This window comes from Bradyrhizobium shewense (genome assembly GCF_900094605.1).
Taxonomy (GTDB): domain Bacteria; phylum Pseudomonadota; class Alphaproteobacteria; order Rhizobiales; family Xanthobacteraceae; genus Bradyrhizobium; species Bradyrhizobium shewense.
Genome location: NZ_FMAI01000005.1, coordinates 318600 through 334277, shown reverse-complemented (window position 1 = coordinate 334277; position 15678 = coordinate 318600). Strand labels below are relative to the sequence as shown.

The 15678-nt window shown below is 58.1% G+C and carries 9 protein-coding genes and 1 pseudogene; 8 read left to right on the top strand and 2 right to left on the bottom strand.

Annotation, left to right across the window (positions count from 1 at the left end; genetic code table 11):
* The first annotated feature begins 1 nt into the window (after position 1).
* The 3 genes and pseudogenes from sctV to GA0061098_RS47750 all read left to right on the top strand — a co-directional run bounded on the left by sctV (position 2) and on the right by GA0061098_RS47750 (position 3426).
* Positions 2-2119, top strand: coding sequence for a type III secretion system export apparatus subunit SctV (sctV, locus tag GA0061098_RS12565; RefSeq protein WP_091956597.1), 2118 nt, complete (start codon positions 2-4; stop codon positions 2117-2119).
* 217 nt (positions 2120-2336) lie between these two features.
* Positions 2337-2741 carry a tetratricopeptide repeat protein gene (locus tag GA0061098_RS12560; RefSeq protein WP_245323246.1) on the top strand — a complete coding sequence of 135 codons (405 nt, stop codon included), beginning with the start codon at positions 2337-2339 and terminating at the stop codon, positions 2739-2741.
* Positions 2742-3133: 392 nt separating this feature from the next.
* Positions 3134-3426: pseudogene (locus tag GA0061098_RS47750) on the top strand (hypothetical protein).
* 59 nt (positions 3427-3485) lie between these two features.
* Here the strand turns inward: GA0061098_RS47750 and GA0061098_RS46045 are convergent.
* A complete protein-coding gene (locus tag GA0061098_RS46045) occupies positions 3486-3713 on the bottom strand; it encodes a hypothetical protein (RefSeq protein WP_091956595.1) in 228 nt (75 codons plus the stop codon).
* A 1159-nt stretch (positions 3714-4872) separates the two neighbouring features.
* Here GA0061098_RS46045 and GA0061098_RS12550 point away from each other — a divergent pair.
* The 5 genes from GA0061098_RS12550 to GA0061098_RS12525 all read left to right on the top strand — a co-directional run bounded on the left by GA0061098_RS12550 (position 4873) and on the right by GA0061098_RS12525 (position 11788).
* Entirely contained in the window at positions 4873-5583 is a 711-nt protein-coding gene (locus GA0061098_RS12550; RefSeq protein WP_245323244.1) for a hypothetical protein, read from the top strand.
* Between the two features lie 338 nt (positions 5584-5921).
* Positions 5922-7370 (top strand): M16 family metallopeptidase, encoded by a 1449-nt coding sequence (locus GA0061098_RS12545; protein WP_430649265.1) that lies wholly within the window; start codon positions 5922-5924, stop codon positions 7368-7370.
* Positions 7371-7429: 59 nt separating this feature from the next.
* Positions 7430-8803, top strand: a complete 1374-nt coding sequence (locus GA0061098_RS44900) for a M16 family metallopeptidase (protein ID WP_245323273.1) — start codon at positions 7430-7432, stop codon at positions 8801-8803.
* A gap of 1456 nt (positions 8804-10259) precedes the next feature.
* Complete coding sequence (locus GA0061098_RS12530) at positions 10260-11009, top strand: P-loop NTPase family protein (RefSeq protein WP_091956594.1); 750 nt, start codon at positions 10260-10262, stop codon at positions 11007-11009.
* 59 nt (positions 11010-11068) lie between these two features.
* A complete protein-coding gene (locus tag GA0061098_RS12525; RefSeq protein WP_091956593.1) occupies positions 11069-11788 on the top strand; it encodes a hypothetical protein in 720 nt (239 codons plus the stop codon).
* A 270-nt stretch (positions 11789-12058) separates the two neighbouring features.
* Here the strand turns inward: GA0061098_RS12525 and GA0061098_RS12520 are convergent, their stop codons facing one another.
* The gene (locus GA0061098_RS12520) at positions 12059-13885 is read right to left on the bottom strand and encodes an NEL-type E3 ubiquitin ligase domain-containing protein (protein ID WP_091956592.1); all 1827 of its coding nucleotides are present in this window, start codon (positions 13883-13885) and stop codon (positions 12059-12061) included.
* Between the last annotated feature and the right edge of the window lie 1793 nt (positions 13886-15678).

Sequence of the window (15678 nt, the reverse complement as noted above, 5' to 3'; positions counted from 1 at the left end):
CATGGCCAACCTTCTACGAAATCTCATCACGCGCGCGCCGGCTCACCCGGATTTGATGGTCGCGTTGATGCTTCTTCTGGCGATCGGAATGATGATCATGCCGATCCCGATCGTCATGATCGATATGTTGATCGGCTTCAATCTGGGGTTTGCCATATTGCTGTTGATGGTAGCCCTGTATCTCAACACGCCGCTCGACTTTTCGTCCCTGCCGGGCGTCATCCTGATCTCCACCGTCTTTCGTCTCGCTCTTACCGTTGCAACGACGCGACTGATCCTCGCCGAGGGCGATGCCGGCAGCATCATTCATACGTTCGGCGATTTCGTCATATCCGGCAACATCGCCGTCGGCATTGTCATATTCCTGATCGTGACCATGGTGCAGTTCATGGTTCTCGCCAAGGGCGCCGAGCGGGTGGCGGAGGTATCTGCGCGCTTCACGCTCGATGCGCTGCCGGGCAAGCAGATGGCGATCGACGCGGAGCTGCGCAACGGCCATATCGATCAGCACGAAGCGCGCAGCCGGCGCGGCGCGCTGGAGCGAGAAAGCCAACTGCACGGCGCGATGGACGGCGCTATGAAATTCGTGAAGGGCGATGCCATAGCCGGACTAATAGTCATCTGCATCAACATGCTGGGTGGCATCACGATCGGATCGCTCTCCAAGGGCATGTCCCTCGAGGAGGCGGTGCATCATTATACGATCCTGACGATCGGTGATGCGCTCATTTCGCAGATTCCGGCCCTGCTGCTGTCAATTACAGCCGCAACCATTGTCACTCGTGTCAACGGTCCTTCCAGACTCAATCTCGGCGCCGATATCGTCAACCAACTTACGGCCAGCACACAAGCGCTACGCTTGGCCTCCTGTGTCTTGCTTGTGATGGGGTTCGTTCCTGGCTTCCCTTTGCCGCCCTTTGTCATACTGGCCGCGCTGTTCTCCGCTGCCAGCTTTCTCAAGGTTGGCGTGCAAGAGGGCAAGACCGCTCTCAAGGCCGGCGCCGGTCCCACCGGTTCGGCTCCCGCTTCCGCACAAGGTCAGAAGCAAACCGTGCCCGCGGAGGCACTTCCGATTACGCTGTTGCTAGCGCCGAGCCTGATGCAGGCAATCGACGTAGGGGAACTCGAGCAGTGCGTCGCACGGGTTTCGGCACTGGTTTCAGCTGATCTTGGCATCACAATTCCACGCATTCCGGCCCAAAGCGCACAGCACCTGGCCCAATCGCAATTCCGGGTGGATGTCGAAGGAGTGCCGGTGGAAGAGGGCGCCATTGACCCGACACAACTCTTACTTAATGACGACGTGGCGAACATTGAACTGAGCGGGATCCCCTTTTGGCAGGACCCAGACACGAATCGGATCTGGATCGAACAAGGCCATGCGCCCGCTCTCAAAGCTGCCGGAATAGGGCACCACCGTCCGAGCGAAATCATCGCCTTGCGCGTCCAGTCGACGTTGACACGCTATGCACAGCGCCTGGTGGGCATTCAGGAAACGCGTCAGCTGCTTAGCCGGATGGAGCAGGAATATGCCGATCTGGTGAAGGAGGTGCTGCGCACGACACCGATCCCTCGCATCGCGGATGTGCTACGTCGCTTGCTGGACGAGGGCATCCCGATCCGGAACACCCGCTTGGTTCTGGAGGCGCTTGCAGAATGGAGCGAACGGGAGCAAAGTGCCGTACTGCTCACCGAATATGTGCGCTCCGTTCTGAAGCGGCAAATCTGTCACCGCTATGCCAACGCCCATCGTGTTGTGGCGGCCTTTATCGTCGAGCGTGAGACCGAGGATATCGTGCGAGGTGCGGTACGCGAGACCGCTGTCGGTCCCTACCTCGTTTTAGAGGATCGGCAAAGCGAGATGCTACTTGCACAATTTCGCCAGATCCATTCGAGCATCGCGCGCAGTCAGAACCAGCCAGTTATCCTGGGCTCGATGGATATCCGGCGCTTCGTCCGCGGCTTTCTCACCCGCAATGGAATAGACCTACCTGTTCTCTCGTATCAGGATCTCGCCTCGGATTTCACCGTCCAGCCGATTGGCTCCGTCAAACTTGCGCCTGGCAAGGACAAGACTCCTACAGGCGGGCATCGTGACCTCCTCCCTGCGGCCGGTTGACGAGCACAGGTGTGGGGTCGTGAGGTCGCTTATGAATTCATGTAAGATTAATCTTCTGCGGCGCTGGCGTAACTTTCGTCGCCATTCGTGCTCGGCCTTTCTCCCCATGCTTGCCATTGTGCTGCTCGCGGGTTGCGCTAACTCGCACACGTCGGGTCTTTCACAGCAGCCGACGTCTACGGCAGAGCTGGTTGGGGCCAAGGAGGTCGATCCAGCTATGCGCGAGCGCATCTCTCACGCCCTCGGTCGGGATGCTGACGAGAAGGCTTTGCGCGATGCGCTGAAGCAACGACCGGACAATGTCGATGCGGCGATTCCCCTTGCGCGGGGCCTGCTGATGCGTGAAAGCCCTCATGAGGCGCTTGAGGTGCTCGACAACATCTTGCTTGCAGCACCCGGCGACCTGCGCGCACTGAATGCCAAAGGTGTTGTGCTCGATCACGAGGGCCGCCATCACGAGGCGCAAACGCTATACCGCCAGGCTCTGGCAATTGACCCAGGAAATCCGATGTTGAGCAACAATCTCAAGCTGTCGCTCGCCCTTGAAGGGACGACGCAGAACGGCAATCCGGACCCACAACTGCAAGCGGATGGCCGGCACGCACCGTACCGTGAGAGGTAGTCAACGAACAAGGGCGGTTCGCAGTTGCTTGGTGCCTGTCTGCCAGCTTACCGACAGCTAGCCGATTATCAGCCGCCGTGGAGGCTCAAGACTTAAATTCCCTGCGAAGCGACATCGTTCGTACAATGAAACCGACATCTATAACCAGGATCAGCAACCCATCCACGCCAAGTGTATCCGCGACGGATGAATGAGACGACCCACGAACAATGGCTCAGTACTGAACTGATAGTCAAACGTTTCCAGAACATAGTCTCTACTAAGAATTCGGCGCCATCGAATTCTTCCTCCGGGTCGATCTTTGATGGCAACCCCGCCATACCCGCTCATTTCCAAGCCGCCAGTGGTTGATATCCTCAAAACCTTAAGTTTGCTGGATGAGATGAAAGCACCTGGACGATAGATCTCAGCTCACTCATCCGCTGGCCAACAACCCAGGCGATATCCTCCTGGAACGTCAGCTCCGGCTCAATGGCGACGAACCGCTCGTCCTCTCTACACATCCAATCGCCCAGCGAAAGCTCGCGCAGCAGCGTTGGGTTTTGCTGAGGTAAGTGACTCGATGATGGCGCTTAATCCCGCCAAGCAGGGCGACAAGTGGAACAAGAACAAAGATGCCAAATGCGCGAGCAGGCAGCTTTTATCTTTGCCGCAGCGGAAGACAGTAGCGCCAACGCCGACATGATTTCGCGACGGCTGGCTTGCGCAACTGGATCACCTGGCCACCATTCTCCCTCGTGAACCTTACTTATTGTTCGATCGTGGATCTGCGAAGCGCCCGCTGCCGTTAACGGAAACATGCGGCCGAGGACTAAAGTATCTCTCGAGCTCCGCGATCGCGCGTTCCTCCCACGCTGCAGCTTGCGCTAGTAATGAGTCCCGTTGGATTGGCCGAAATGCGGCGGACTGACGGCACAACGAAGCTATCGCGCGATAGCGGCGCACGTTTTCCATAACGGCCGGTTCGGTCATGTGTGGATCTCCTCCCCTGCTATCCCGGGCAAGAACTCGCTCGAAAACCATTTTCGATCCGTTAGCGGTCGGAGCGGAAGAGAGTGGAAGGCGTGAATGGTTGGCAGACTCTTGTCGGCATGAGGGGGACCGACAATGAACGTGTTCCACAAGGAGGACATCCACATAAAACCCGGCTCGGCAGTGCTCCATCCGGGCGCTTCTGCACCCCGTTGTCTCAGCTTATTGGTTGGATAGCGGAATGTAGAAATAGCTAACGGGAACGAGGCACGTTTCGGCTTGCAATCTCAATCAGATGACTGTGATCTGGCCTGTCTTTCGAATCCTCAGGAGTAATGAGCAATCCGTTTATTGGTGATTTGAAGGACGAAGAGGGCCGGCGCTTTGTCGGCATCCCTTTGCCTCCTTAAACAGCAAACGGCACGCAACTGTGACTTCCTCCGTCTCATCGACGCTAGCGAGACTGAGCAGTTGTTTACCTCGCCGGTCGACAACCGAAATGCTGCTTAGAGACAAATCCTCTCAATCTCGCAACACTAGGCGATCTACCAGGTCGTGCAGGTAATCGCATAACCTTCCGTGGCTCAGTTTACTTGATTTAGCAGTGCGCTTGCGCGGTGGGAGTGCACAGGGATTCATTAAACGAAATCGAAGAAGGCCAGAGATACTCATCGATGCTCATCTCAAGTACTATCGCCGCAAGTTCCTATTCGAGGCTAACGGCCGGGATCTCCTGGGACGTAGACTACACATCCAATTGGTGCCTGGGCCTCCCATCCGATGCCACGTGTGCCGCTCATTGTGCTTCAAAACGTGCCGCAGTCCTCCCCCTCAACAGGCGGCGTCGTGGATCTGCTGAAACTATGGTGCCTGTCAGCATGGCGGCGCCGCCGGAGTCAAGTGAGGCCGTGTTGGACCGGCGACCAGCAATGACGAGTGTCCCTGGTTTTGCGGCCGTGTGCATCACGAAAGGCTACTGCGCCATTCAAGAGGAGGCGTCAGCCAGCCGAAAGGCCTCTGGCCATCAGCCTACCAAAATAAGGAGACGACGGCATCTCTTGTTTGTTTGTAGCATATGCTGTGCGAGCGTACGGCTGACAACAGATGACAACAATGTTGAGCCGGAGCGCTTGCGCGGTACGCGATTAGGGGCACTCGGATGATCACGCCGTTTCGACGGAACTGGAGTCCAAAAGAATTATTCGATGCTCTTACGCCAGCGATGTTCGCCGCCGAGCCGTCGACTGTCCGCGCTCGTTGGGACAAACTGTGGCCTGATCTGTACACGGAATATGACGCCCGGTATCTGAAACAAGAATTAGTGGCGCGAAATCTTATTGCTTCCGATGAAGCTGCGGCATTCTTCAACGCTTGGGCGATTGACGAAGAGCGCCACACCGACGGATTCATCCGAATCATTGAACTTGTTGCTAACGGGTCGGAAAAGGATCTTCGGGCGAGATTGGACGCCCGAACGCATGATTTTGGTCCGATCGTTGAACACCTGAAGGACGAATTCTCCCTAATGGTTATAATCGCGTTTGATGAGATGTGCACTTGCCGCGCCTATGCAGCAGAAAAGCCATTTTATGATGCCCTTGGGAACAACACGTTCCATCATTGGCTGCGGGAGGTTATTGCCGACGAGGCGGTCCACTCGATGAACGCCGTTAACGTTATCCGCGCACGCTATCGCGACCGCATCGACCAAGCCGCCACAATTCTCCATAACCTAATCCGCGCGTCGCATAATCTACGCTATTCTGGCACCTTCGTCCTGGACTATTTCGGCGCAGTGTACTCCAAGGAGCTGCTCGCCGACTCCCGCCTCGCGACCATGAGAAATATTGCCAAGCCACTCATCGTGTAAAGCGAGATGTGTAACAGCGAGCCTGCCTAAAGTGCACTGGCGCCATATCGCCGCTCAATCCACCCTTTCTGCAAGTTTCCATTCCGTCAGTTGACGCCAAGTTGTCCTGACGCGTTGTGCGCAATGTCGTGTTCACGACCGTCGACGGCTCACCTTTGGCCAGACAATTATGCGCCGGTTCTGTTTTGTGTCCAGTTGAGGTGCGCGCGGCTGTGAGCACGCAATTCGGCGATTGGTCCGGTTTTTGCTCTGCTGTTTTCCAAAACGACCTGCGGCTCCCCGGTTTATCGGATTTGCCCGCCATAAACGTGGATCAGTATGCAACGAAAGGCGATGCCATGAAGAACCGGATTTCGGTCACCGCCAAGGCGGGAGGTACCGCCGCTAATGTCTCCGAATCGACGAGGCGCACTGCGCCGGCGGTCGAGCACAGAATTGATGATCACACTGACGTATACCTTCCCGATGAGGATAGCGTCTTTGCCGACACGATCAGATCAGATCGACCAGCTAGCTTCACGCTTCAGAACGGCCTGCAGGTGGTCGTGATCCCGGATCATCGCACACCCGTTGTGACGCAGATGATCTGGTATAAGGTCGGTTCCGCCGACGAGCCGCCTGGCAAATCGGGGCTTGCGCATTTCCTCGAACACCTGATGTTCAAGGGCACCTCCAAACATCCGGCGAACGAATTCTCCAAGGCCGTGCTGCGCGCGGGCGGCAATCAGAACGCCTTCACCGGATTCGACTACACCAGCTACTTCCAGCACGTGCCGCGCGAGCACCTCGGCAAGATGATGGAATTTGAAGCCGACCGCATGACCGGCCTCAGTCTCAAAGATGAGAACGTGCTGTCCGAGCGGGACGTCGTGCTGGAGGAATTCAATAAGCGCGTCGCCAACCATCCAGGTGAACGGCTCGCTGAGCAGATGATGGCGGCGCTTTACCTCAACCACCCCTACGGTCGCCCCATTATCGGGTGGCGCCAGGAAATCGAAAAGCTTACCCGAGAGGACGCGCTTACCTTCTACCAGCGCTTCTATGCACCGAACAACGCGATCCTGATTGTCGCTGGCGACGTCGCCCCCAAGGAAGTCCGCTCGATGGTCAAGGGGACGTTTGGCGGCATCCCCACGCAACCATCGATTCCCCTGGAACGCCTGCGGCCGCAGGAGCCGACGCCGGCCGCGCCGCGCACAGTGACGTTGGCCGATTCCCGCGTCGAGCAGCCAGCCCTGCACCGCTATTATCTCGTACCGTCGGCTCGCACCGCGGCCGCAGGCGAGGGTCCAGTGCTTGATGTGCTCGAGCAGTTGATGGGCGGCGGCGTCAACTCATATCTCTATCGCTCGCTGGTGGTCGAAAAGCAGCTCGCGGTCACTGCCAAAGCGCGCTACCACTCTGCCGCGCTCGATCCCTCGCTATTCGAGATTTCTGCCATACCAAAACCTGGCGTCAAACTCAGCCAGATCGAGCGCTCCATCGACGAGGTAATCGCCGACCTTGCGCGTACCCCCGCGAGCGCCGAAGATCTCGAGCGGGTCAAGACGCGGTTGATCGCGCAGGTAACCTACGCCCAGGACGATCAGGAAATGCTCGCGCGCTGGTATGGCCGCGGCCTGACAACGGGACTATGCATCGACGATATTCGAGGCTGGTCGGACGGCATCCGCGCGGTCGGTGCACAGCAGGTGCCCGGGGCCGTGCGGAAATGGCTCGACAAGAAACGATCGGTGACTGGCTATCTCATCAGAGAGTCTACGCCAAAAGACGGGGAGAAGCCCTAGTGATCCATCCTTGCACACGACGTGGGATCCTCCTCGGGGGGGCCTCGCTTTCAATCGCGATGCTCGCTTCGCCAAATTCGCTTGCGGCCATGAGGACGCTTGCGCGGACCAGGATCAAGCGCCTGGTTTCGCCTTGCGGTATAGAAGCCTGGTTCGTGCAGGATTCCACTGTCCCGTTGATCGCGATGGAATTTGCCTTCACTGGCGGCGCGACTCAGGATCCCCCTCAAAAACCTGGCGTAGGCCACATGGTTGCTGGCCTGCTCAGGGAAGGTTCCGGCGACCTTGACTTCAAGACCTTTCACGAGCGGCTCGACCGTCGTGCCATTGAGCTGCGTTTTCGCTCGACCCATGATCACTTCCGCGGTGCCTTGCGCACGCTCGAGGACAATGCGGACGAGGCCTTCGACCTTTTACGGATGGCGCTAACCTCGCCGCGTTTCGACGCGGCCGATGTCGAACGGATCCGTGCCGCTGTGCTTGCGCGCCTTCGGCACGACTCGACCGATCCTTCGTCTCTGGCCCATCGCAAGTTCCTCGAAGTTGCCTTTAGCGATCATCCTTATGCTCGCCCAGCCGGAGGCTCGCTGGAAAGCGTGCCGAAGATCGAGGTCGCGGATCTCAAGGGTTATGTCCGACGCGTGATCGCAAAAGACACGCTCAAGATCGCGGTAGTCGGCGACGTCGATCCAGGGGTGCTCTGCAAACTGCTCGACAAGTCCTTTGGCAGCCTGCCGACCAAAGCGGAAGCGACGTCGGTTACCGAAGTCGTCGCAGCAAAGCCGCCGCAGCGGGTCTTTATTCCGCTCGACGTGCCGCAGACAGTTGTGACTTTTGGCGGTCCAGCCGTCCGTCGCAGCGAGCCAGATTTCATGGCCGCTTATGTCGTCAACCACATCCTCGGCGGCGCCGGCCTGACGTCGCGCCTGTTCCGCGAAGTCCGCGAGAAGCGCGGACTGGCCTATTACGTCCGTGAGCACCTGGTCTGGTTGGATCATTCAGCCATGTTTCTCGGCAATAGCGGCACCTCCACCGATCGTGCCGGCCAAACGGTCGAAGAAATCGAGAAGCAGGTCCGCCACATCGCCGAGGAAGGACCGACTCAGCAGGAACTCGATGATGCAAAGTCCTACCTGAAGGGCTCGCAAGTGCTGGCTCTGAACACATCATCAAAGCTTGCGCGAACGCTGCTGCAGCATCAGCTTGACAAGCTGCCCGTCGACTATGTCGAAAAGCACAACGCCGTGGTCGATGGGGTGACGTTGGAGGACGCCAAGAGAGCAGCGCGGCGGCTGTGGGGCGAGGGTCTGCTCACAATTATCGTCGGCCGCTCCCCAAAGGACGCAGCGCAGCCGACCAAAATGCCATCGGGGACCACACCCGCGCCCGGCGCCGAGCAGCTAGACGCCGCCCCGACGGCGCCACCCAATTGAAGTCTTCAGGGTAGCGATATGCAAATAGCGATATCACCAAGAAAACGGCCCCAGCGAGGGCTACGCTGAGGCCGAGCTTCCACTGTGGTCGTGCCATTGGGGAAATGGCTCAGACTAGAGATAACCCCTTACCAAACGGCTTGGTCCTCATTCTTTTCAGTTCCGGCTTAACCAGCGATGCCCGGATCGGAGCTCTTCGCAGTCCCAGGGGATCGCTACTTTCGGCGGCCTTGAACGGCAGCTATGAGGTTGATGCTTCCTGTTTCCACGCCTCCCTGCATTTGCAGTAAGTATCCGCCTTAGTCGCGTTTAGTTGTGCTCGAGCTGCCTTGCCGTGGTAGGCTGGCGCTCTGTACCGTGGCGCCAGCGGGATCGACGCCTACAGCACAAACTCAAGGGGGGGCGCCTGGCGACGCTTCGGTGGTTGTCCGATATGAAAGCGAGCGTGATGTCGCTTTATGCCGAGGCCGAATATGCAGACCAATTATCTTAAAGCGCGACCGACCAGAAGAACGAGAAGTGGGCGCGCACCTAGCAACCCAGTTCAGGCGGGTTTGCCTAGTAGTGGTGATCAGAGTGGGCGCTTTAAAACCGTAATGTACACCGCCCCCCAAAGGAAGCGGCCCAGCGAGAGCGCACATGCGCCAGCCCATCGTTCATCCCCTAAAGGATCTGCTGAACCCGCACCACGCAGCGTCATCGGCGAAATCTGCGCCTAAGACAAAGATCACGGGTTCCGGTCGCACGACGCCGGCTTCTTTTAACGGAGCGTCCTCGATATCGCTCCCCACCGATGTTGAGCCGTCGGCCGGCGCCCCGCTCACCCTTCGATCTTGTTCTCCATGACACTTTAATCTCGCCTCGGCGCGAGCAGATGCATGCTTGCTATTTGCGTCACCAGCCCGCTTCAGCGCCCGCATATCTCGATATTCTCAGCAGAGTGAGAGCTCGTCGTTCAGGGTCATCTCTCGGTTAATTGACCAGCCACTTCGCTATCTGCCGAAACGACGATCTGATCCAGCAGACCTTTTATGATCTGCCAAGCCATAGCCGAACCGCGTAGCACCGCCTCGATTGCGCTTCCACCAGCTCGCAGTCTGACGCTACGTAAGATTCGGTCGCTTCATGCCAATCTGGATAGCGGCGGCGATATATAACCTATGGCAATCGCAACGACCACCACAGGCAGACAGTTGATTCGTGGTCGTGCGCATTTCCAGCCGCCCACAAACCTCACGTAGACCACCAGTACGAGTGATTTGCTCCCCACTCTCAGCCTGCATCGTCGTTGCGCTCCAACGACGTCACTCGCTTGATGTTGAAAACGTTCATCGGTTGTAGAGCTCGCGCATCGAAGGTTCATTGTCCCTTCTTTCTGCCATGTTCACACCCAAAGCAGAGACGCGCCGGTTGCGCACTTTGCGCGCGGCAATAGCGAGTATCTCAGGAGATTTCCATGGTGAAGCCAGTTGTAATTGTGGTCGGTGCGGACAAGGGAGGAGTCGGCAAGACGACCGTATCACGAACGCTACTGGACTACTTCAGCGTCAACAACGTGCAAATACGCGCATTCGACACGGAGTCGCCGCGGGGAACGCTGAAGCGCTTTTATCCCGAGATCACCGAGATCGTCGACATGACGACGACGGCTGACCAGATGAAGATCTTCGATACCCTGAACTCAGGGCTGTCCGTCACTGTCATCGATGCTCGCGCAGGATTACTGTCCTCTGCGTTGGCTTCCTTGCGCGACATCGGATTTCTGGACTCGGCGCGGTCTGGCCAGATCACGTTTGCCGTGTTCCATATCCTGGGATCATCCATCGCTTCGCTAGACGAGATCGCGGAAACCGCGACCTTCATGAGCGGCGCAAAGTACTATCTGGTCAAGAATTTCATCAACGACACTCAATTCTTCCAGTGGGATCAAGCGACCTATAATTCCTATTTTCACCGCATCAAACATGCGACTGAGTTGGTCATACCGAAGCTTAACGAGATGGCTTATGAGCAGGTGGAAGTCGCATCCGTCCCATTCATAGACTTCGTCGCAAACAAGGGGCGGAACGATGAACCCGCGAACAACTCCTTCGTGCTGCGCGGCTATGTCCGGCACTGGCTGGCAAACGTCTGGAGCGAGTTTGATCGCATCAACTTGACGGAATTGGCCGGCGCCAAGTCCGCAACCCGGGCCGGCGAGAAGTAGTCGCATATTCGGCGAGCTCAGGTCGGGCCCACGTACAAAACACAATTGATCTGCTGGCTATGTTAGCGACCCCCATCTACATCATCTGCTCTCCTAGCCCGCAGGTCGGTAAAACTCTCATCGCTCGGGCCATGAGCGAGTTCTTGTTGCTGAAAAACGGCACAGCGCTGTCGTTTGATGTCAACTTGAAAGAGCCGTCATTGCTCGACTACCTCCCCAATATCACGGAGACCGCGGATGTGATCGACACTTACGGCAAGATGCAGCTGATGGACCCTCTTGTCATCCACGATCGGGTACCCAAGGTAATCGATCTCGGCTTTCACGCCTTCGACGAATTCTTTAAGATGTGCGATGAGATCGGCTTCATGAAGGAGACGCAGCGCTGCTATGTCGCCCCTATCATCCTCTTCGTCGCGGGCGCTGACCGCATCTCGTTTCGCGGTTATGAAATGCTGCGGCGGAGAATTCCACCGGCGTCGCTAGTCACCGTCCACAATGAATTCGTGCTGCGTGGCGAATTACCTGAAGCGATGGATGGCGAGCGGGTGCTTCGGATTCCCGCGCTTCCGCTGTTCCTTAAGAGATATATAGACCGGCTTAGCTTTTCCTTCACTGGATATCTGCGCAACGAGAAGGACTGGTCCACCGAGCTGCATCAATGGATCCGACGGAACTACAGCATGTTTCGCGATCTGGATACGAGTGTGATGCTGCGAAACGCCTATCGATCTCGGGGCACTGATATCGACAGCCTACGTTCCACAAGGGCTACTTGAGATTCCGATCTGCTTGCCAGTTATTCGTCCGGCTATGAGCAGTCTTCAATAGCGTTCTCAACGCGGCGCGAACGCATGAATTGCGGTGTACGAATCTGCAGTGGATTGCCCATCCTTACCGTGATCGTCCGCACCGATCACGCGACCGGCAGGACGGCAGCTCATTGGCCGAATAGCTCATGCAGACACGCCCGTCCTCGAAAGGATCGATGACTGTCTTCACCTTGTGAGCGGCTAGGCGGATCGACGGGCCCTTCCATCAGAGGAGGCTCATAGATCAAGGCCGAGTTTCCCGAGCACCCGGTGCATGACCGCACTTTTGATCTCGCGGGCGATCTCGTTTCGGATCTGGGCTCCGAGCACCCGCTCGGCATCGGCATCGCCTGTCAAACCTTCCTCGGCCAGTCGGAGATTCAGACGGGTTTGAAACTCTTCGCCCATCGCGTCGACGAGCCGCTCCTGCATGGCAGCATAATCTTCGGGCGCGATGCGCCTTGTCACGCTTTCCCACGGTTGCCAGCGTGTTGCCAGATAATCGGCAAATTCCGCCGCTTCCTGATTCCGCACCGATGCCCCAGCGCTGGCCACATCATCCTCGGTCACGTGAGAGACGTTCATGAAGCGCATGTCGGGAGCGATGTGCCGCAGCTCGAGCTGGTCGCGCAGCTGGGTCTGGTAGGCAAGGTAGACCTCGATTTCATCGACGTCCGCGTCGGGATCGGCACGACGAAGCGAGTTGACCCTCTCGCGCGCGATTTCGTCTAGCGCTTCCAAGCGAAACATGACGCGTCCGTGCTGGAGCAGTTCGCCAAGGCGCCCATCATAGACGCCGTCCTCGACATCAGCGTTCAGGCGTGCGGTCTGCATGCCGTTCCAGGCCAAAGTAATGCGATCCTCGCAGCTCGCGTTCGCCCCCGAAGCCAACTGGAAATATTGCTCGCGCAAACGCGGCCTGACGGCTGCCTGCCGCAAATCTTCGGCGACCGCCTGGCGGAACGCCTCGTTGCCATAGTTCACGGTGCCACGGAGCCTGTCGAGGAAGCGTGCATAGTCCGCGGCCCCCGCTTCATGGCCGAAGTGCTGCCAAGTGGCCATTGCCATGGGCTCGTCCTCGAGCCAGTCCGCAGCAACCTCTTGCAGGGACCGCGGCTGAACTTCCACCGCTCCATCCGCCGTCGAGAAGAAAACCTGCGGGCCGGCATAGTGTCCGGCATGCATCGCTGTTGCCAGGCTGGCCTGCACCCAATCGGCGAGCGGATTATTCTCCAGATCAACGCTCGAGTTACGGCTTAGCTGCGTCAGCAGGGTCTCGGGCACGCTGGTCAGCTGGTTGTTGCTGGCGCCGAGCCACAGCAGCTCGGGCGGGACCGTCTCAGGCAGGCTGGTCAGCCGGTTGTGGCTGGCGCTGAGCCATTCGAGCTCGGCCGGAAGAGGCTCGGGCAGGTCGGTCAGCTGATTGTAGTCGACGTTCAGACGCTGGAGCCCAGCTGGAAGCCCAGGCAGGTGGGTCAGGCGGTTACCGCTGGCGTCCAACTCCTGAAGCGTTGCTGGAAGGCGTTCTGGCAGGCTGGTCAGCTGATTGTTGTCGACATTCAGCCGCCGCAATCCCCGCGGCAGCTCTGTGGGCAGGCGCGTCAGCCCATTGCTGATGGCATAGAGCCGCCGCAGCCCAGGTGGAAGCTCGGGTAGGCTGGTCAGCCGATTATTGCTGGCGTAGAGCCGTTGGAGGCTCGCCGGAAGGGTCTCGGGCAGGCTGTCAAGCTGATTATCGTCGACATTCAGGCGGCGCAACCCGGCCGGAATGGACGCCGACAAGGCGGTCAGGGACAGAGACGACAGATCTAACGGCTCATTGAGATCACCCGCGCCCCGCCAAGCCCTCGTTACCGCCTGTTGCCGATCCTCATGTTGCCCCTGCCCGTTTTCGGCAGCCCAGTCCGTCAACATCTCTTCCTGCGAGGCAGCCGCCTCGGCAGCGGACGCCTGAACGTCCGTTAAGGCCTCTCCCCACTGCGATGCGGGCGGAGAGCCCGGTTCGGAGCTTTCCGAATCGGACGTTGCGGAAGGAGTACCAGCGCCGAGCTGTTCTGCATTCATCGATATCGTCTCTTCGGTAGCAAAATGAAGCAAACGCGCCGGGGCGGCGCATCTTAGAACTGGTAACCCACCATGGAGAACGCTCCACCGACTAACTGCAATGAGATGCGATCACACAGCGGGGCCACGCACCGCCGGCGCGAATACGCTGCTGCGAGTGCCCCGAATAACTTCAGACGGGCAGCGAACCCAGGCGAAGTCTCGCTCGTGGATCAGTTGATATTGGAGTCTATCCCGGTGTCCCCCGCCAAATTGGCCCTTTGAGGCGACTCTGCCAGCGAGTAGCGATGTTCATGATACGAGAGCCAGCTGTCGATAAGCTGACGACGCGGAGCGACGAAACTGGACGGCTCCCATCAATTACACAACCTTAGGCTCAGCGCTACGCCGATGAATTACTTCGAGCTGGGCCGACGGTGCCGGGTGCCGGCACCCTGGCAGCGGGACGCTTAGGCTTGCTACTTTGCTGTCGCTTGCGGAGGCGGCCCCACTTCCCCCTGCGTTCAAACGCTTATGCTAAATAGCTGAGCTAAAAAGCTTGCAGCCCATCGCGCCTAATGCCGCTCGACCTTCTACGAGACACGGCGCGCATCCGATGTTAACAACACGTGGCTCGCTCAATTTCTCCGATGACAAGTTCCCAGCCATTGACATCGGCCACAAAGACCGGCCCTCCCCCTCGGCTCACCGTCGCAGATCTCGACGCAGCGCTGATGAGACGTACGCGTTCGACTGAATGATCGAACAGCTGGATCTGCACTGGTGCGAAGAATTTCCGTCTGTCGAGCTCAATTTAGTCGATCCGCACCGCGATCAATGAACTCGAGCATCGGCTGCGCCTCGTTGATCTCGCGTGAAACATGTTTCAATACCCGTACTGCTCTCTCTCCGTCGCGATCAGTCCCGCTCTCTCGCAGGCTAGCCCAAAATGACGCATCAGCCCTCGTCAGAGGGCGCGATACGACTCTGCAACCAGCTGGTCGTCAATGACGAGAGCATGTGCTCGACGACTTCATTCTCCGCCTGGCTCAAGACGTTGTCCTTCTGATTTTTAGTTCAGTTCTGTAATCTTTGGCCACCACATCACCAGAGTGTCGCTGCGAAGCGATAGTCATCTTCGACACCGCAGCTTCATGCCCATCGAACGCTGCTATTGAGAGATTTATTTGGTCGGCCACCTCACTGCTCAAACCGCTTCTCCTCAGCACTTCAGCTAGCGTGAGTTGCACGATTATGATAGTTACACAGCGACATTCCGCTCCTTTGGAGTGCCGGTCGAATAATGCTGCAAATATGAAGCCCCCCTAATTCCGACCTTCCCAATCAGAACGTCGTCAAGTTGCGACACACGAGAAGCTATTCTCTCGCAAACGTCCCGGCCGGCCTGACCTCCGGCCTTTCGGCTCAACGCGCTGCATGTCGTGGCGTAGCCCCACGATCTTTTGGCGCGGATGCTTTCCTCGAAGCTCGGCAGAAATCTAGATTGAAGCTCAACCGCCGCCTTTTGCTGGAACACCGAATGGCCAACATTGCGCAGTCTCGCGCGTGACCACCACTATTGAGAATGCAACGATGACGCTGGCGCGATCTATTTCGCCTAGCGCCCCCGTGAGGCTGGTTCGGAAGGACATAAGACCTCCCGAGCTTTCACCGCAGCGCTCTGTGCGGCCATCAGTGCTGCCGGTCATCGCCTCTGGCCGGATATGAACAGTCTATTCCGCTGGAGTATTTGCTTGCGAGCGCGGGCTGTTCACCCAGCGCGCTTTCTCTGGACCGCTAAAAAAACGATTACG